General features: G+C 74.3%; 14 protein-coding genes. 11 read left to right on the top strand and 3 right to left on the bottom strand.

Features of this window, described 5'->3' with window-relative positions; translation table 11 throughout:
• Positions 1–113: 113 nt before the first annotated feature.
• The gene (gene coaA, locus ACFWPT_RS25330) at positions 114–1109 is read right to left on the bottom strand and encodes a type I pantothenate kinase (protein ID WP_063348983.1); all 996 of its coding nucleotides are present in this window, start codon (positions 1107–1109) and stop codon (positions 114–116) included.
• Positions 1110–1208: 99 nt separating this feature from the next.
• On the opposite strand from coaA, the gene glmS reads away from it, so the two are divergent.
• Entirely contained in the window at positions 1209–3065 is a 1857-nt protein-coding gene (gene glmS, locus ACFWPT_RS25335; RefSeq protein WP_380369534.1) for a glutamine--fructose-6-phosphate transaminase (isomerizing), read from the top strand.
• A 31-nt stretch (positions 3066–3096) separates the two neighbouring features.
• Here glmS and ACFWPT_RS25340 read toward each other — a convergent pair whose 3' ends face one another.
• Complete coding sequence (locus ACFWPT_RS25340) at positions 3097–3654, bottom strand: Uma2 family endonuclease (RefSeq protein WP_380369531.1); 558 nt, start codon at positions 3652–3654, stop codon at positions 3097–3099.
• 171 nt (positions 3655–3825) lie between these two features.
• Between ACFWPT_RS25340 and ACFWPT_RS25345 the strand changes: the two genes are divergently transcribed.
• The 5 genes from ACFWPT_RS25345 to ACFWPT_RS25365 all read left to right on the top strand — a co-directional run bounded on the left by ACFWPT_RS25345 (position 3826) and on the right by ACFWPT_RS25365 (position 8832).
• On the top strand, positions 3826–5301 hold the full coding sequence (locus tag ACFWPT_RS25345; RefSeq protein WP_380427733.1) for an NAD(P)H-hydrate dehydratase: 1476 nt from the start codon (positions 3826–3828) through the stop codon (positions 5299–5301).
• A gap of 182 nt (positions 5302–5483) precedes the next feature.
• Entirely contained in the window at positions 5484–6683 is a 1200-nt protein-coding gene (gene alr, locus ACFWPT_RS25350; RefSeq protein WP_380484464.1) for an alanine racemase, read from the top strand.
• Entirely contained in the window at positions 6680–7927 is a 1248-nt protein-coding gene (locus tag ACFWPT_RS25355) for an alpha/beta fold hydrolase (protein WP_380369524.1), read from the top strand. Before alr ends, ACFWPT_RS25355 begins: the two co-directional genes overlap by 4 nt.
• Before the next feature lie 95 nt (positions 7928–8022).
• Positions 8023–8520 carry a tRNA (adenosine(37)-N6)-threonylcarbamoyltransferase complex ATPase subunit type 1 TsaE gene (tsaE, locus tag ACFWPT_RS25360; RefSeq protein ID WP_063348988.1) on the top strand — a complete coding sequence of 166 codons (498 nt, stop codon included), beginning with the start codon at positions 8023–8025 and terminating at the stop codon, positions 8518–8520.
• Positions 8521–8637: 117 nt separating this feature from the next.
• The gene (locus ACFWPT_RS25365) at positions 8638–8832 is read left to right on the top strand and encodes a hypothetical protein (RefSeq protein WP_063348989.1); all 195 of its coding nucleotides are present in this window, start codon (positions 8638–8640) and stop codon (positions 8830–8832) included.
• A gap of 16 nt (positions 8833–8848) precedes the next feature.
• Here ACFWPT_RS25365 and ACFWPT_RS25370 read toward each other — a convergent pair whose 3' ends face one another.
• The gene (locus ACFWPT_RS25370) at positions 8849–9418 is read right to left on the bottom strand and encodes a hypothetical protein (RefSeq protein ID WP_363369404.1); all 570 of its coding nucleotides are present in this window, start codon (positions 9416–9418) and stop codon (positions 8849–8851) included.
• A 153-nt stretch (positions 9419–9571) separates the two neighbouring features.
• Here ACFWPT_RS25370 and tsaB point away from each other — a divergent pair, with 153 nt between their 5' ends.
• From tsaB to ACFWPT_RS25395, 5 genes are all read left to right on the top strand, one after another.
• Entirely contained in the window at positions 9572–10246 is a 675-nt protein-coding gene (tsaB, locus tag ACFWPT_RS25375; protein ID WP_380484466.1) for a tRNA (adenosine(37)-N6)-threonylcarbamoyltransferase complex dimerization subunit type 1 TsaB, read from the top strand.
• A gap of 23 nt (positions 10247–10269) precedes the next feature.
• Positions 10270–10749: a ribosomal protein S18-alanine N-acetyltransferase gene (rimI, locus tag ACFWPT_RS25380; protein ID WP_380369708.1), complete on the top strand. Its 480-nt coding sequence runs from the start codon at positions 10270–10272 to the stop codon at positions 10747–10749.
• A complete protein-coding gene (tsaD, locus tag ACFWPT_RS25385) occupies positions 10742–11848 on the top strand; it encodes a tRNA (adenosine(37)-N6)-threonylcarbamoyltransferase complex transferase subunit TsaD (protein ID WP_380369516.1) in 1107 nt (368 codons plus the stop codon). The genes rimI and tsaD overlap by 8 nt, the downstream gene beginning before the upstream one ends.
• An 11-nt stretch (positions 11849–11859) precedes the next feature.
• Positions 11860–12105: a hypothetical protein gene (locus ACFWPT_RS25390; RefSeq protein WP_244293442.1), complete on the top strand. Its 246-nt coding sequence runs from the start codon at positions 11860–11862 to the stop codon at positions 12103–12105.
• An 80-nt stretch (positions 12106–12185) separates the two neighbouring features.
• Positions 12186–13100: a polysaccharide deacetylase family protein gene (locus tag ACFWPT_RS25395; protein ID WP_380484468.1), complete on the top strand. Its 915-nt coding sequence runs from the start codon at positions 12186–12188 to the stop codon at positions 13098–13100.
• The last annotated feature ends 42 nt before the right edge of the window (positions 13101–13142 follow it).

The raw sequence follows: 13142 nt of genomic DNA on the forward strand, positions 1-13142 counted from the left end.
CTGATCACCACCGTGCCGGTGCTGTTCCAGGGCGTCGGGGCCCCCCGCACCCCCCCGCGGACCCCGCGGGTGGGCCCCCCGCGGGGGGGGGGCCCCCTTCCGTCGCATCGGTGTCAGAGCTTGCGCAGCAGCGCCCGGCGGACCTTGTGGTCCGCCCCCTTCTGGAGGATCAGGGTGGCCCGGCCGCGGGTCGGCAGCACGTTCTCCAGCAGGTTCGGCTTGTTGATGGTGCGCCAGACCTGCCGGCCGTACTCCATCGCCTCCTCCTCCGGCACCTCGGTGAAGCGGCGGAAGTAGGAGTTCGGGTCCTGGAAGGCGGTCTGCCGCAGCTTGCGGAAGCGGTCCAGGTACCAGTGCTCGATGTCGTCGGTGCGGGCGTCGACGTAGATCGAGAAGTCGAAGTAGTCGGCCACCGCCAGCCGGGTGCGCCCGTCGCTGCCGGGCAGGGCCGGCTGGAGCACGTTCAGGCCCTCGACGATCAGGATGTCCGGGCGCTCCACGGTGAGCCGCTCGCCCTGCACGATGTCGTACACCAGGTGCGAGTACACCGGCGCGGTGACCCGCTCCTTGCCCGCCTTCACGTCCGCGACGAAGCGCATCAGCGCCCGGCGGTCGTACGACTCCGGGAAGCCCTTGCGGGCCATCAGGCCCCGGCGGCGCAGCTCGGCGTTGGGCAGCAGGAAGCCGTCCGTGGTCACCAGCTCGACCCGCGGATGCTCGGGCCAGCGGGCGAGCAGGGCCTGGAGCAGGCGGGCCGTCGTCGACTTGCCGACCGCGACCGAGCCGGCCACCCCGATGATGAACGGGGTGCGGGTGCGCTCGGTGTCCGGCGTGTCCAGGAAGGTGCCCAGCGTGCCGCGCAGCTCGTGCGTGGCGTGGATGTACAGGTTCAGCAGCCGGGACAGCGGCAGGTAGACGTCGCGGACCTCGTCCAGGTCGAGGGCGGTACCGAGGCCGCGTAGCCGTTCCACCTCCTCGGCGGTCAGCGGCAGCGGCGTACGCTCGCGCAGTGCGCTCCACTCGGCCCGACTGAGGTCCACGTAGGGGGACGGCGACGGGCCGGGCGTGGCGGCGCCCCGCGTACAGAGTTCGGTCAGCACATGCTCCATTGTGAGCCGTGGCGGCGTTCACCGTGGTTGTGGTGTCGGTCACGCACTGTTCGCGGGAATCGGGAAAAGGGCCTCAGAACCGCCCTTATGCTGGCACGCATGTGCGGAATTGTTGGATACGTGGGCGCGCAGTCCGCCCTCGACGTAGTAATCGCAGGCCTGCAGCGACTGGAGTACCGGGGCTACGACTCGGCCGGTGTCGCGGTGCAGGCGCAGGACTCCGACGGGCAGTGGAGTCTGGTCACCGACAAGCGGGCCGGCAAGCTCGCCAACCTGGAGAAGTCGCTCGCCGAGACCCCTCTGCCCGGCGGCACCACCGGCATCGGCCACACCCGCTGGGCCACCCACGGCGGCCCGACGGACGCCAACGCCCACCCCCACCTGGACGACCACCTCCGGGTGGCCGTGGTGCACAACGGCATCATCGAGAACTTCGCCCAGCTGCGGGCCGAGATCGCCGAGCGCGGCCACACCCTCCGCTCCGAGACCGACACCGAGGTCGTCGCCCACCTGCTCGGCGAGGCCTACGACGGCGACCTCGCGGAGGCCATGCGCGTGGTCTGCCGCCGCCTCGACGGCGCCTTCACCCTCGTCGCCGTGCACGCCGACGCGCCGGACGTGGTCGTCGGCGCCCGCCGCAACTCGCCGCTGGTGGTCGGGCGCGGCGAGGGCGAGAACTTCCTCGCCTCCGACGTCTCCGCGTTCATCGCGCACACCCGCGAGGCCGTCGAGCTGGGTCAGGACCAGGTCGTCGAGCTGCGCCGGGACGGCGTCACGGTGACCAACTTCGACGGCACCCCGGCCGACGTGCGCGAGTACCACGTCGACTGGGACGCCTCGGCCGCCGAGAAGGGCGGCTACGACTACTTCATGCTCAAGGAGATCGCCGAGCAGCCGAAGGCCGTCGCCGACACCCTCCTCGGCCGGATCGGCACCGACGGCCGGCTCATCCTCGACGAGCTGCGCATCTCCGACGCCGACCTGCGCTCGGTCGACAAGGTCGTCATCGTCGCCTGCGGCACCGCCTTCCACGCCGGCATGATCGCCAAGTACGCGATCGAGCACTGGACCCGCATCCCCTGCGAGGTCGAGGTCGCCTCCGAGTTCCGCTACCGCGACCCGATCATGGGCCCGGGCACGCTGGTCATCGCCATCTCCCAGTCCGGCGAGACCATGGACACCCTGATGGCCCTGCGGCACGCCCGGGAGCAGGGCGCCAAGGTGCTGGCGATCTGCAACACCAACGGCTCCACCATCCCGCGCGAGTCGGACGCGGTGCTGTACACCCACGCCGGCCCCGAGGTCGCCGTCGCCTCCACCAAGGCGTTCCTGACCCAGCTGGTCGCCTGCTACCTGGTCGCCCTCTACCTGGGCCAGGTGCGCGGCACCAAGTGGGGCGACGAGATCTTCGCCGTCATCAAGGAGCTCGGCGACGCGCCCAAGCAGGTCGAGCAGGTCCTGGAGACCATGGAGCCGGTGCGCGAGCTGGCCCGCTCGCTCGCCGACGCGCGCTCGGTGCTGTTCCTCGGCCGTCACGTCGGCTTCCCGGTGGCCCTGGAGGGCGCGCTCAAGCTCAAGGAGCTGGCGTACATGCACGCCGAGGGCTTCGCGGCGGGCGAGCTCAAGCACGGCCCGATCGCGCTGATCGAGGAGGGGCTGCCGGTCGTCGTGGTCGTCCCCTCGCCGCGCGGGCGGTCGATCCTGCACGACAAGATCGTCTCCAACATCCAGGAGATCCGGGCCCGTGGCGCCCGCACCATCGTGATCGCGGAGGAAGGCGACGAGGCGGTCGTCCCGTACGCGGACCACCTGATCCGCATCCCGGTCACCCCGACCCTGCTCCAGCCGCTGGTCTCCACCGTGCCGCTCCAGGTCTTCGCGTGCGAGCTGGCGACGGCCAAGGGCCACGAGGTCGACCAGCCGCGCAACCTGGCCAAGTCGGTCACCGTCGAGTAGTACGGCGTGGTGCCCCTGCGGTGGCTGTGCCCTACCGCAGGGGCGCCGTGTCGAGCGTGAAGGAGAAGGGGGCGGGCAGGTCGATCGGCTTGCCGAAGGGGACCGGATCCTTGTCGGTGTAGTCGTTGTCCTCGGGTTGGGAGAACAACGTGACCATGCCTTCGCTGCGGTCGACCAGTAGGTAGCAGGGGATGCCAGCGGCGGCGTAGCCGCGACGCTTCTGCTCGCGGTCCAGGCGCGGGCTCGTGGACGTGATTTCGAAGACGAGCAGTACGCCGTCGGCGTCGGCCCACGAACCGGCGTTCAGGAAGTGGTTGACCGGGCAGACGGTTCCATCGGGGATGAACCGTCCGGTCGGTACGATCAGGCCCTTGTTGCCGAGGAGATCCAGGTCGATCGCGGCCTTGCGGAAGAACTGCTTGGCGAGCAGGGAAAACGCGGTCTCGTGCTCTCCGTCCGGCGGTGGCGTCACGACGATTTCCCCTTCGATGAGCTCTGCCTTGTAGCCGGGCGGGGTGTCCAACTCCAGGAACGCCTGGATGAGGTTGTCCCGGCCTCGCGGGCCCTCGACAGCTGGCATGGCGACCATGGCCCTTCTCCCTCCTGTGGGTCCGTGCCGAGCCACAAGGTAGGCGCGTGGACTGACACCGGTGGGGGATCGAAGTGGTTGTCACTCGAAAGTGTCCCGCAGCTCGGCCTGCCGTGGGGCGGTGGCGCGGGCTAGCGTCGGCGGTACGTCGACTGCTGAAGGAGCCCTCGCATGCGTCATGCCCATCGGGTGGAAGTCGTCCGGGCCGCCGAGGCCGCGCTGATGGCGCGGCTGCCGGAGGGGACGCTGATGCAGCGGGCGGCCGCCGGGCTGGCGGCGACCTGTGCCCGGCTGCTGGCGGGGCGTCGGGGGCGGGTGTACGGCAGTCGGGTGGTGGTGCTGGCCGGCAGCGGGGACAACGGGGGTGACGCCCTGTACGCCGGGGCGGCGCTGGCTCGGCGGGGCGCGCGGGTGACGGCGGTGCTGCTCGCGCCGGAGCGTGCGCACGCGGGCGGGCTGGCCGCGCTGCGGGCTTCCGGCGGGCGGGTGGTGCTGGATCAGGAAGTCGGCCTGGCCGACTTCTCGCGCGCCGACCTGGTGCTGGACGGCATCGTCGGCATCGGCGGCCGGGGCGGGCTGCGGGACGGGGCCCGGCCGTACGCGCGGGCCGGGCGGCGCGGGGTCGTGGTGGCCGTGGACCTGCCCAGCGGGGTCGACGCCGACACCGGCGAGGTGCCGGGCGAGGCGCTGCGCGCGGACGTCACGGTCTGCTTCGGCACGTACAAGCCGGGCCTGCTGGTCGACCCGGGAGCCTCCTACGCGGGCGCCGTCCAACTGGTCGGGATCGGACTGGAGCCGCCCGCGCCGGAGGTGACGGCCCTGCAGCACGCGGACGTGGCGGCGCTGCTGCCGCTGCCGGGCGCCGAGAGCGACAAGTACCGGCGGGGCGTGGTCGGGGTGGCGGCTGGTTCGGCGACGTACCCGGGCGCGGCGCTGCTGGCGGTCGCCGGGGCGCTGCACGGCGGTGCGGGTGCCGTCCGGTACGTCGGCACGGCGGCCGAGGAGGTGGTGCGGCGCTTCCCGGAGGTGCTGGTCACCGAGGGCGGGCCGGCCGGGGCCGGGCGGGTGCAGGCCTGGGTGGTCGGGCCGGGCGGCGGCGAGGGGGCGCGGCAGGCGCTGGCCGAGGCACTGTCGAGCGACGTCCCGGTCCTGGTGGACGCGGACGGGCTGACCGAGCTGGCCCGGCTCGGCCCGGACGCGCTGGCCGGCCGGACGGCCCCCACCCTGCTCACCCCGCACACCGGCGAGGCCGCCCGGCTGCTCGCGGGCGCCGACGGCGCCGCGCCGCCGCCCGCCGACTCGCTGGCCGCCGCCCGGCTGGCCACCGCCCGCCGGCTGGCGGCCGCCTACCGGGCGACGGTCCTGCTCAAGGGCTCCACCACGGTGATCGCCGACCCGGGCGGCGCCGTCCGGGTCAACCCGACCGGCACGTCCTGGCTGGCCACCGCAGGCAGCGGCGACGTCCTGGCGGGCCTGGCGGGCTCCCTGCTGGCGGCCGGCCTGGCGCCGCTGGACGCCGCGTCGGTGGGCGCCTACCTGCACGGCCTGGCGGGCCGCCACGCGGCGGGCGACCCGGGCGCGCCGGTGACGGCGCCGGCGGTGGCGCAGGCGCTGCCCGCGGTGTGGCGGGCGGTGCGGGAGGCGTAGGCCCGGGGCGGGCGGTGCGGCCGGGACGGGCGGTGCGGAACCGATCGGTCCTGCGTGCGCGTCCGGAACAGGGTGACGAGCGGTGCGCCGCAGGTCGGCGCGGTGCCGGGGGCCCTGGCACCGGCCGCCGCACGGACGGGCCGTTCGGCGAGGACTCCGGGATGTCTGGGAGACTGACCCTGATGACAACTGCGAACACGACCGGCACGGCCACCCTGACCGACGGCGTAAGGGCCGAGGCGACCATCGATCTGGCCGCCCTGCGCGGCAACCTCGCCGCGCTGCGCGAGCGCGTCGGCGGCTCGGCGGTGATGCTCGCGGTCAAGGCGGACGCCTACGGCCACGGCGCCGTCGAGTGCGCCCGCGAGGCGGTCGCGAACGGGGTCGGCTGGCTCGGCTGCGCGACGCCCGAGGAGGCGCTGGCACTGCGGGCCGCGGGCATCCGCCCGGAGCAGACCCGCGTCCTGTGCTGGCTGTGGACGCCGGGCGGGCCGTGGCGGGAGGCGCTGCGCGCGGACATCGACATCTCGGTGAGCGGCCAGTGGGCGCTGGACGAGCTGCTGCCGGCCGTCCGGGAGACCGGCATCCCGGCCCGGGTGCACCTGAAGGCGGACACCGGTCTGGGCCGCAACGGCTGCCAGCCGCACGACTGGCCGCACCTGGTGGCCGCCGCCCGCCGCGCCGAGGCGGAGGGGCTGCTGACCGTGGTCGGCGTCTGGTCGCACTTCGCCGCCGCCGACGAGCCGGGCCACCCGTCGATCCAGGCCCAGCTGGACTCCTTCCACGCGGCGCTGGCCCGGGCCGAGGCCGCCGGGCTGCGCCCGGAGGTGCGGCACCTGGCGAACTCGCCGGCCACCCTGCTGCTCCCGCAGTCGCACTTCGACCTGGTCCGCACCGGCCTGGCCGCGTACGGGCTGTCGCCGGTGCCGGAGGTCGGGTCGCCGGCCGACTTCGGGCTGCGCCCGGTGATGGCGCTGACCGCGCGGCTGGCGCTGGTCAAGCACGTTCCGGGCGGGCACGGGGTCAGTTACGGCCACCACTACGTGACGCCGGGCCCGACCACGCTGGGCCTGGTCCCGGTCGGCTACGGCGACGGCATCCCGCGGCACGCCAGCGGCACCGGCCCGGTGCAGATCGGCGGCAAGTGGCGCACGATCGCCGGCCGGGTCGCGATGGACCAGTTCGTCGTGGACCTGGGCGGGGACACCCCCGCGGTCGGCGACGAGGTGCTGCTGTTCGGCAACGGCGAGCAGGGCGAGCCGACCGCCGAGGACTGGGGCCGGGCCTGCGGCACCATCTCGTACGAGATCGTGACCCGGATCGGCGCCAGGGTCCCGCGCCGCTACCTGGGCGGCAGCCGCACCGAGGGCCCGGGCGAATGACGGAGGGACCGGCCGAGAGCGGCCCGGTCGCGGCGGTGGCCAAGGCGGCCGGCGCGGCCTCCGGGGTGAGCCGGGCCGGTGTGATCGGGATCTCGGTCGGCGTGCTGGCGGCCGGGGCGGCCGCCGGGGTGGCGATCGAGCGGCTGACCGTCGGCCGGGCGACCCGCCGCCGGGCCCGGGCCGAGCTGGACGCCGAGGCCCCGTACGGCTCGCTGCGCGGGCGCCCGCGGACGGTGGCCGCGCCGGACGGCACCGAGCTGTACGTCGAGCTGGACGGCACCGGCCCCGAGCCGGACGGCGGCACCTCCAACGACGAGCCGGACGGCGGCACCTCCAACGACGAGCCGGACGGCGGCACCTCCGGCGCCGAGCCGCTGACCGTGCTGTTCTGCCACGGCTACTGCCTCAACCAGGACAGCTGGCACTTCCAGCGGGCCGCGCTGCGCGAGGGACTGCGGCTGGTCTTCTGGGACCAACGCAGCCACGGCCGCTCCGAGCGCTCCCGCTCCTTCCTGGCCGGCGAGCCGGCCAGCATCGACCAGCTGGGCGGCGACCTCAAGGCGGTGATCGACGCCGTCGCGCCGACCGGGCCGCTGGTGCTGGTGGGCCACTCGATGGGCGGCATGACGGTGATGGCGCTGGCCGACCAGCACCCGGAGCTGTTCCGGGAGAGGGTCGCCGGGGTGGCGCTGATCGGCACGCTGGCGGGGGACTGGAACGAGGTCAGCCTCGGGCTGCCGTCGGCCGGCGCGAAGCTGTTCAAGAAGGTCGCGCCCGGGGTGATGCGGCTGCTGGGCCGTCAGGTCGAGCTGGTGGAGGCGAGCCGGCGGCTGGGTGCGGACGTCGCCGCCGTCTTCTACCGGAGGTTCTCCTTCGGCGGGCGGGACGTCGACCCGGGCGTGGTGCGGTTCGCCGAGCAGCTGCTGGACGCCACCCCGATCGACGTGGTCGCCGAGTTCTACCCGGTGTTCGCCGCGCACGAGAAGTACGCGGCGCTCGCCGCCCTGAGCGGCCTGCCGACGCTGGTGCTGGCCGGTACGAAGGACCTGCTGACGCCGTCGGCGCACAGCGAGGCGATGGCCGAGCGGCTGCCCGGCGCGGAGCTGGTGCTGGTGGAGGGCGCCGGGCACCTGGTGATGCTGGAGCGCCCGGAGCTGGTCGACCACGAGCTGGTGGCGCTGCTGCGCCGGGCCGCGGGCTTCGCCGCCGCCGCGCCGCCCCCGGCGGTCCTGGACGGCCCCTGACCCCTTCCGGCGCGCGCCGGGCCGGCGATGTGGCACGGTAGCGGTGGCGGCCGGCGGTCGGCACGCCGGTACGGACCGAAGGGCAAGACACGCGCATGGGCTCGCACGCCACTCTCACCGTCCCCACCCCGGAGCGGATGGGCCGGCTCGGCCGGGAGCTGGCCGCGCTGCTGAGGCCCGGGGACCTGGTGCTGCTCTCCGGTGAACTGGGGGCGGGGAAGACCACGCTGACCCGGGGCCTGGGGGAGGGACTGGGGGTCCGCGGGGCGGTGACCTCGCCGACCTTCGTGATCGCCCGGGTGCACCCGTCGCTGGTCGGCGGCCCGGCGCTGGTGCACGTGGACGCGTACCGGCTCGGCGGGGACCTGGACGAGATGGAGGACCTCGACCTGGACGTCTCGCTGCCGGAGTCGGTGGTCGTGGTCGAGTGGGGCGAGGGCAAGGTCGAGCGGCTGTCCGAGGACCGGCTGGAGGTGCGGATCGAGCGCGCCCTCGGTGACACCGCCGACGAGGACGACCTGGACCCGCGCCGGGTGGTGCTGACCGGCCTCGGTCCGCGCTGGGCGGGTGTCGCGCTGGAGGCGCTCGGCTGAGGCCCGCGCCCGGGTGTGCGCCGTTTTGCCGACGGGCTGTCGGGAAGTGTTGCGGGCGGGGTGCCGGGCGTGGTGGGATGGGTGCTGCGGTTAGGTCTGCCTAACTAGGGAGGCGCCATGTCGAGCACCACCCCCGCCCCGAAGCGCGCCGGGCACGGCGCCGGGGCCGGAGAGTCCGCCCGCCGCGTCCAGGGGGCGCCGATGCGGGCGCTGCTGGCCGCCTGTGCGGCCGCCGAGGCGGTGTCCACCCCGCCCGAGCCGGAGCCCCGGCGGGCCGAGGAACCGGAGACGGGCACACCCCGCGCGGCCTGACACGCCCGAGCCGGGCTCAGGCGACCACGACCACCTTGGTGCCGTTCGGCGCGAAGTCCCAGAGCAACTGGCCGTCCGGGCGACCGCTGCGGATGCCGCCGGTCTTGGCGTTCGGCTCGGCGGTCGGGGTCGCGCCGTCCACGGCGGCGCTGAAGCCGAACACCACGCCGTTCTGCTGCGCGAAGCGCACCACGTGCTCGATCTGCTTGCCGTCCGTCCCGGTGGTCGTCGGGGTGCGGCTGTAGACCGAGTAACTGCCCGGAGCCGGCTCGACCGAGCCCGGGGTGACCGGGAAACCGGGCGTGACCTGCGGGTTCTTCTTCGGGTCGATCAGCCAGACGTAGTGGCTGCTGATCGAGTAGACCACCCTGGTCCCGCTGCCCGAGATGGTCGGCAGCGGCGGGACCGTCGGGGTGGCCGAGGCGCTCGGCGTCGCGGAGGCGGCCGGCCCGCTGGACGTCGTGGTGCTGGCGGTCGGCTTGGCGCCGGCCGCCCGGTCCTGAGCGCCGTTGGCCTGGAAGGCCAGCAGGCTCACCACCGCCAGGGCCCCCAGGGTCAGCCCCGTGACCACCACACCAGGACCCATCTTCGCCACGTGCCGCTCCCGCCGCCGTCCCTTTACGTACGGCCCCATCGTGCCAGGTCCGTCCGGCCGGGTCGCGGCGCCCCGGATGTGTGTTCCTGGATGGCACACCTGGTCGATCGGCCGGTCGGACGAACGTCGGTCTAACCTTGACCCGTGCTGCTGCTCGCGTTCGACACCGCTACCCCCGCCGTCACCGCCGCCGTCCACGACGGCACGGCCGTCCTCGCCGAGACCCACCAGGTCGACGCCCGGCGCCACGGCGAACTGCTCCTGCCCGCGATCGACCGGGTCCTGCGGGCGGCCGGTGTCGACAAGCACCGGCTCACCGGCATCGCGGTGGGCGTCGGCCCGGGCCCGTACACCGGCCTGCGGGTCGGCCTGGTGACCGCCGCCGCGCTCGGCCACGCCCTCGGGCTGCCGGTGCACGGCGTCTGCACCCTGGACGCGATCGCCCACCAGGCCCGCGCCGATGGCCTGGCCGGGCAGCCGTTCACGGTGGCCACCGACGCGCGCCGCAAGGAGGTCTACTGGGCCTCCTACGACGCCGACGGCCACCGCACCGAGGGCCCCGGCGTGGACCGCCCCGCCGAGCTGGCCCCGCAGCCGCGCTCGGTCGGCGCCGGCGCGCTGCTCTACCCCGAGAGCTTCCCCGGCGCGCACGGCCCCGAGCACGTGTCGGCCGGCGCCCTGGCGGGCTTCGCCGCCGCCGAGCTGGCGGCCGGCCGCGAGCTGCTGCCGAACGTCCCGCTGTACCTGCGCCGCCCGGACGCCCAGGTGCCGGCCGCCTTCAAGAATGTTCTAGGGGGCAAGGCGGTGCTCCCGGCGTGAAGCACGGCACCACCCTGCGCCCGATGCGCTGGTGGGACATAGCGCCGGTGATGGAGCTTGAGCTGCGGCTCTTCCCCGAGGACGCCTGGTCCACCGGGATGTACTGGTCCGAGCTGGCCGAGACCCACCCCGGCGGCACCCGCCACTACACCGTCGCCACCAACGCGGACGGCGCCATCGTCGGCTACGCCGGGCTGATGGCGATCGCCGGCGAGGGCGACGTCCAGACCATCGCCGTCGACCAGCGCCACCAAGGCGCCGGCCTCGGCGCGGCGCTGCTCACCGACCTGATCCGGGAGGCCGCCCGCCGCGGCTGCGCCGAACTGCTGCTGGAGGTGCGGGTGGACAACCCGCGCGCCCAGCAGCTGTACGAGCGCTTCGGCTTCCAACCGGTGGGCATCCGGCGCGGCTACTACCAGCCCGCCAACGTCGACGCGCTGGTGATGCGCCTCGACCACCCCAGCACTGACCCGAAGGACCTTAAGGACACCCGCCATGGCTGACGAACCGCTCGTCCTCGGCATCGAGACCTCCTGCGACGAGACCGGCGTCGGCATCGTGCGCGGCACCACGCTGCTGGCCGACGCGGTCGCCTCCAGCGTCAACGACCACGCCCGCTTCGGCGGCGTCGTCCCGGAGATCGCCAGTCGCGCCCACCTGGAGGCGATGGTCCCGACCATCCAGCGCGCGCTGGACACCGCCGGCGTCAAGGCGAGCGACCTGGACGGCATCGCGGTCACCGCCGGCCCCGGCCTGGCCGGCGCGCTGCTGGTCGGTGTCAGCGCCGCCAAGGCGTACGCCTGGGCGCTGGACAAGCCGCTGTACGGGGTCAACCACCTCGCCTCGCACATCTGCGTCGACCAGCTGGAGCACGGCCGGCTGCCGTCGCCGACGATGGCGCTGCTGGTCTCCGGCGGGCACTCCTCGCTGCTGCTCAGCGAGGACATCACCAGCGACGTCCGCCCGCTCGGCGCGACCATCGACGACGCGGCCGGCGAGGCCTTCGACAAGGTCGCCCGGGTGCTCGGCCTGGGCTTCCCGGGCGGCCCGGTGGTCGACCGCACCGCCCGCGAGGGTGACCCCAAGGCGATCGCCTTCCCGCGCGGCCTGAGCGGCCGCAACGACCCCGCGTACGACTTCTCCTTCTCCGGCCTGAAGACCGCCGTCGCCCGCTGGGTGGAGGCCAAGCGCCGGGCCGGCGAGGAGGTGCCGATCGCCGACGTGGCGGCGTCCTTCCAGGAGGCCGTCACCGACGTGCTCACCCGCAAGGCCGTCAAGGCGTGCCGGGACAACGGCGTCGACCACCTGATGATCGGCGGCGGGGTGGCCGCCAACTCGCGGCTGCGCGAGATGGCCCAGCAGCGCTGCGACCGGGCCGGCATCCGGCTGCGGGTGCCCCGGCCGGGCCTGTGCACCGACAACGGCGCGATGGTGGCCGCGCTGGGCTCCGAGATGGTGTGGCGTGACCGCACGCCGTCCGCGCTCGACCTGTCCGCCGACTCCTCGCTGCCGGTGACCGAGGCGCACGTGCCGGCTGCGGACGTCCGGCACGGCGACGTCCACGGCCAGGCGTACCGGGCCCTCACCGGCGGCGCCGAGTGACCGTCGCCGCGATGTGGGAGGCCCGTGCCGCCACCGGCCGCGGGGCCGAACTCGCCTCCTGGGTGCGGGAGGTGGCGCTGCCTGCGGTGCGCGGTTCGGCCGGGCTGGTCCGCACCGAGCTGCTCGGCGCGCCCGGCGAACGGGTGCTGCTGATCACCTGGTGGACCGGCGAGCCGGTGCCGGTCGCCGACCCGCCGGCCGACCTGCTCGGCCGCCCGGTGCACCGCTGGTCCTTCACCAGCGAGCACGTCGAATAGGCGCTGTCCGGGAACCGCCGCCCCGACCGCTACCGTGCATAGCTGAGAAGAAGCTGGACGGGAACCGGGAGCGCGCTGCGGTGAACAGGGACGGTCGGAGCAGGACCAGGACGTACGCGGTGGGGGCGCTGGCCCTGCTGGCCCTGGCCACCGGATGCGGCGACAACGGGGGCGGCGCCGCCCCGGCGGCGGCCGGCGGCAGCTCGGCGGCCACGTCCCAGCCCGCCGGCGGCGGCGCCGTGCCGACCAGCCCGGCCGGCGCGCCCACCACCGCGGCCCCGGCCGGCGGGGACCCGGCGGCCTGGGCGAAGTGGAACCTCAAGCCGCTGGCGCCGGCCCCCGCGCCGCCCGCGGACAAGCCCATCAAGCTCGAACGGACCGGCCCCGTACCGGTGTTCAGCGAGGTGAAGACGAGCGACAAGGTCGTCTTCATCACCATCGACGACGGCGCCGAGAAGGACCCGAAGTTCGTCGAGATGCTGACCGAGCTCAAGGTGCCGATCTCGATGTTCCTGACCCGGGACATCGTCAAGAACGACTACGGCTACTTCAAGCCGCTCCAGGCGCTCGGCAACCACATCCAGAACCACACCGTGGACCACCCGGTGATGAGCAAGATCCCGGCGGAGAAGCAGAAGTCCGAGATCTGCGACGCGCAGTCCGCGCTCACCCAGCAGTACGGCACCGCCCCGCTGCTGTTCCGCCCGCCGTTCGGGGACGGCGCCAACACCCCGACGCTGAACAACTCGGTCCAGCAGTGCGGCCCGCGCGCGATGGTGCTCTGGCGCGAGTCGATGCAGATCCACGACATGCAGTACCAGGCGGCGGACAAGAAGCTGAAGTCCGGCGACATCATCCTGGCGCACTTCCGCGGCCCGAAGGAGCTCAAGGGCGCCACGATGACCCAGATGTTCGGCGACCTGCTGGCCCGGATCCAGGAGCAGGGCTTCTCGGTGGCCCGGCTGGAGGACTACATCCAGGCGCCCGCCTCGTAGTCGGTGCGCCCGCCTCGTAGTCCGGGCGCCCGCCCCGTGGCC

The organism is Kitasatospora sp. NPDC058478, assembly GCF_042720345.1.
Taxonomy (GTDB): Bacteria; Actinomycetota; Actinomycetes; order Streptomycetales; family Streptomycetaceae; genus Kitasatospora.

Excerpts from the sequence above, each read along its gene's own strand:
- coaA (WP_063348983.1), bottom strand. The coding sequence starts at position 1,109 with ATGGAGCATGTGCTGACCGAACTCTGTACGCGGGGCGCCGCCACGCCC.
- glmS (WP_380369534.1), top strand. The coding sequence starts at position 1,209 with ATGTGCGGAATTGTTGGATACGTGGGCGCGCAGTCCGCCCTCGACGTA.
- ACFWPT_RS25340 (WP_380369531.1), bottom strand. The coding sequence starts at position 3,654 with ATGGTCGCCATGCCAGCTGTCGAGGGCCCGCGAGGCCGGGACAACCTC.
- ACFWPT_RS25345 (WP_380427733.1), top strand. The coding sequence starts at position 3,826 with ATGCGTCATGCCCATCGGGTGGAAGTCGTCCGGGCCGCCGAGGCCGCG.
- alr (WP_380484464.1), top strand. The coding sequence starts at position 5,484 with ATGACAACTGCGAACACGACCGGCACGGCCACCCTGACCGACGGCGTA.
- ACFWPT_RS25355 (WP_380369524.1), top strand. The coding sequence starts at position 6,680 with ATGACGGAGGGACCGGCCGAGAGCGGCCCGGTCGCGGCGGTGGCCAAG.
- tsaE (WP_063348988.1), top strand. The coding sequence starts at position 8,023 with ATGGGCTCGCACGCCACTCTCACCGTCCCCACCCCGGAGCGGATGGGC.
- ACFWPT_RS25365 (WP_063348989.1), top strand. The coding sequence starts at position 8,638 with ATGTCGAGCACCACCCCCGCCCCGAAGCGCGCCGGGCACGGCGCCGGG.
- ACFWPT_RS25370 (WP_363369404.1), bottom strand. The coding sequence starts at position 9,418 with ATGGGTCCTGGTGTGGTGGTCACGGGGCTGACCCTGGGGGCCCTGGCG.
- rimI (WP_380369708.1), top strand. The coding sequence starts at position 10,270 with ATGCGCTGGTGGGACATAGCGCCGGTGATGGAGCTTGAGCTGCGGCTC.
- tsaD (WP_380369516.1), top strand. The coding sequence starts at position 10,742 with ATGGCTGACGAACCGCTCGTCCTCGGCATCGAGACCTCCTGCGACGAG.
- ACFWPT_RS25390 (WP_244293442.1), top strand. The coding sequence starts at position 11,860 with ATGTGGGAGGCCCGTGCCGCCACCGGCCGCGGGGCCGAACTCGCCTCC.